At 64.2% G+C, this 3059-nt stretch carries 3 protein-coding genes and 2 pseudogenes; 1 reads left to right on the top strand and 4 read right to left on the bottom strand.

Features of this window, described 5'->3' with window-relative positions:
- Positions 1-85 precede the first annotated feature (85 nt).
- From I5M_RS31075 to I5M_RS00095, 4 genes and pseudogenes are all read right to left on the bottom strand, one after another.
- A pseudogene (locus I5M_RS31075) lies at positions 86-247 on the bottom strand (hypothetical protein); the annotation flags it as partial.
- Positions 247-336, bottom strand: a pseudogene (locus I5M_RS33415) (enoyl-CoA hydratase/isomerase family protein); the annotation flags it as partial. The pseudogenes I5M_RS33415 and I5M_RS31075, both read right to left, overlap by 1 nt.
- 219 nt (positions 337-555) lie before the next feature.
- The gene (locus I5M_RS00100) at positions 556-1314 is read right to left on the bottom strand and encodes an SDR family NAD(P)-dependent oxidoreductase (protein ID WP_031334834.1); all 759 of its coding nucleotides are present in this window, start codon (positions 1312-1314) and stop codon (positions 556-558) included.
- Between the two features lie 523 nt (positions 1315-1837).
- Positions 1838-2500 (bottom strand): TetR family transcriptional regulator, encoded by a 663-nt coding sequence (locus I5M_RS00095; protein WP_022719541.1) that lies wholly within the window; start codon positions 2498-2500, stop codon positions 1838-1840.
- 130 nt (positions 2501-2630) lie between these two features.
- Here I5M_RS00095 and I5M_RS00090 point away from each other — a divergent pair.
- Positions 2631-3059 (top strand): beta-ketoacyl synthase N-terminal-like domain-containing protein (locus tag I5M_RS00090; protein ID WP_022719540.1); only part of this gene is annotated, 429 nt, incomplete at its 3' end.

Here is a 3059-nt window from a genome sequence, read left to right as displayed (position 1 = left end):
CGGCGCACCGCGTCCTCGATGATCAGCGGCGACAGAAATGCGTCGGGATGCGCAAGCGCGGTCGAAGTCATTGAAAATGTCCTATTCAGGCCGGCACGACGTGCGGCGTGGCGTCACGGAGTTCCGCCGCCATCGCTCGCGCCTGCGCCAGCGTCGTGGTGGTACGTGTGGCCAGCGCCGGATTTTCGGCCGGATAGTCGGAGCGGTAATGCGCGCCGCGGCTCTCGGTTCTTGCAAGCGCGGCGCTGCGGGATCGAGAGCGTTCAGGCTGGCGGGGCGATTGAGCGTCACCCAATCGGCGCCGCCCCGATGCTCCACGAGCAGGGCCTGGCTCACATGTTTACTCCCGTGTCTTGTTCTTGTGCTCCACCGTTGCGGAGCTTGTCGTTCGCCGAGTGCGGCGATCGTTGTTGCGCCCTCTCCCCTTGTGGGAGAGGGCAAGTGTTGCGTCGGCGGCGGATACTGCCGGGTGAGGGGTCGGGACTCGCAGCGCCCCCTCACCCGGCGAGCTTCGCTCGCCACCCTCTCCCACGAGGGGAGAGGGTCAAGTCATCACTAGCGCGGCGCCATGCGGATGGCGCCGTCGAGACGGATGGTCTCGCCGTTGAGCATCGGGTTCTCGACGATCTGCACCGCCAGCATGGCGTATTCGTTCGGATCGCCGAGGCGGGCCGGATGCGGCACCTGGGCGCCGAGGCTCTTGCGGGCTTCTTCGGACAGGCCCATCAGCAGCGGCGTCAGGAACAGGCCGGGCGCGATGGTCATGACGCGGATGTTCATCGACGCGAGGTCGCGCGCCACCGGCAGGGTCATGCCGACGATGCCGCCCTTCGAGGCCGAATACGCGGCCTGACCGATCTGGCCGTCATAGGCCGCGACCGACGCGGTGTTGATGCACACGCCGCGCTCTTCGCCGATGGTCGGCGCGCTCTGCATGCGCTCGGCGACGAGACGGATGCAGTTGAAGCTGCCGATCAGATTGACGTTGATGATGCGCGAGAAGTGATCGAGGGGATAGGCGCCGTTCTTGCCGACGGTCTTCACCGCGCCGCCGATACCGGCGCAGTTGACCAGCACGCGGACGATGCCGTGGGCGGCTTCGGCCTTGGCGATGGCTTCCTTGACCGGGGCTTCCTGCGACACGTCACCGACGCAGGCAACGCCGCCGATCTCGGCCGCGACCTTGTCGGCATTGTCCTTGTTCATGTCGAGCACGGCGACCTTGGCGCCCTTGGCGGCCATCGCACGCGCGGTCGCGGCGCCCAGACCCGAGCCTCCGCCGGTGATGAGAACGGAGACGTCTTTCAACTGCATTGTCGATCCCTTTCCTTGGGCACTCTCGGTTATTGTCGTTGGACCGGACGCCGGGCGCTCGCCGCGGGTGCGGTCCGGATGCGTTATGGCGCAGGTGCATAGGGCTCTTCAACGGCCCTGTCGCTGCCTTTCGCCCTTGGGCGTTTCCTCGATCGATGGCGGCCCCTTGAGGTGCTCGCGTTGTGGTGCGCCTTGCGGCGGCATCACTCCTTGGGTGTTTCCTCCGTCGGCGCGCCTGTTGTGGCGGGGCGCTGCCGAACTCCTTGGGCGTTTCCGGTCTGAAGGGCGTTTCCGATAACTCTTATTGTTGTTTGGTCGTGTTGTTTTTTGTTGGCGCAGATGTCGAACAATGGGTCCCGGGGTGCCTGAAGCTCCATTCCGTCCACCTCTTGCGGGCGGATTCCGTGAGCTCGTCCTTGGGCGTTTTCTTGTTTTTGTTGGTCAGATCTTCCTTGGGCTTGTCCCGGGTCTCGCTCGAAAGTCGCTGAAGTTGGTGGTGGGCGGTTTCTTGTTGTTGTGAAGGTTATCCGGCGGAAGACTGCTTAGGCTGCAGCAAACCACCGAGAATGATTTGTTCGATGTGGGCGATGTAGGCGCGGCAGACGTCGTCGGTCACCGGGCCGACCCCGATGGCCCGCATCATGGTCTGGCGGCCGAAGAACAGATGATCGCAGGCGCCGATCAGCGTCGTGTAGAAGAACACCGGATCGACGTGACGGAATTCGCCTTTGGCCTCGCCTTCGGCGAGCAGCCGGCGATGAAAATCCATCAGCGGACCGACAAAGAATTTCGTCACCTCTTCGGAGGCTTCCGCATTCGAACCGTGCAGCAAGTAATGGATCAGCCGGTTCAGATACGGGAATTGATGGTAGGCCTTGATGATGCCGGCGATGTGCAGCTTCAGCTTGGCGGCGGCGCTCAGCGGCTGCGCCAGGAGATAATCCAGATTGGTCATCTCGTTGCCGGCGTCGCGCTCGAGCAGCGCCAGCAGCAGGCCGTCTTTGTTGCCGAAATGATATTTCACCAGCGCAGCGTTGACGCCGGACTTCTGGGCGATGTCGGCGAGCGAGATCTCCACCGAGTTGCGCTCGATCATCAGTTCGCCGGCCGCGACCAGCAGCTTGTCTGCGGTCGGGTTCTTCGCCGGTATCCGGCTCACGGCTGACTGGGTGCTGTGCGCTGCCATCGCAGCCGACTTAGCCGATCTTGAACGGACGCTCAAGCGTTAATTGATTGATTGACTAAAAGCTCATCGCCTCCCAAAATCCGCCCAACCCGACACCCACCCAACAATCACGATCAGGGAGAAAATCGCCATGGCCGAGGCCTATATCGTCGCAGCTGCACGCACCGCAGGCGGCCGCAAGGGAGGCCGGCTCGCCGGCTGGCATCCGGTCGATCTCGCCGCCTCCGTCATCAATGCGCTGGTCGACCGCTCGGGCGCCGCGCCGGATCAGATCGAAGACGTGATCATGGGGTGCGTCGGCCAGGGCGGCGAGCAGGCCGTCAATATCGGCCGCAACGCGGTGCTGGCTTCGAAGCTGCCGGAGAGCGTGCCGGGCACTTCGATCGACCGGCAGTGCGGCTCGTCACAGCAGGCGCTGCATTTCGCCGCCCAGGCGGTGATGTCCGGCACCATGGACATCGTGATCGCCGCCGGCGTCGAATCGATGACCCGCGTGCCGATGGGGTCGCCCAGCATACTCGCCGCCAAGGCGGGGCTCGGCAACTACAAGAGCCCGAAG

This window comes from Rhodopseudomonas sp. B29 (genome assembly GCF_000333455.1).
GTDB lineage: Bacteria > Pseudomonadota > Alphaproteobacteria > Rhizobiales > Xanthobacteraceae > Rhodopseudomonas.
Note: the sequence above shows the minus strand (reverse complement) of the source record. Positions and strands in the feature narration are given on the sequence as shown.

Excerpts from the sequence above, each read along its gene's own strand:
- I5M_RS00100 (WP_031334834.1), bottom strand. The coding sequence starts at position 1,314 with ATGCAGTTGAAAGACGTCTCCGTTCTCATCACCGGCGGAGGCTCGGGT.
- I5M_RS00095 (WP_022719541.1), bottom strand. The coding sequence starts at position 2,500 with ATGGCAGCGCACAGCACCCAGTCAGCCGTGAGCCGGATACCGGCGAAG.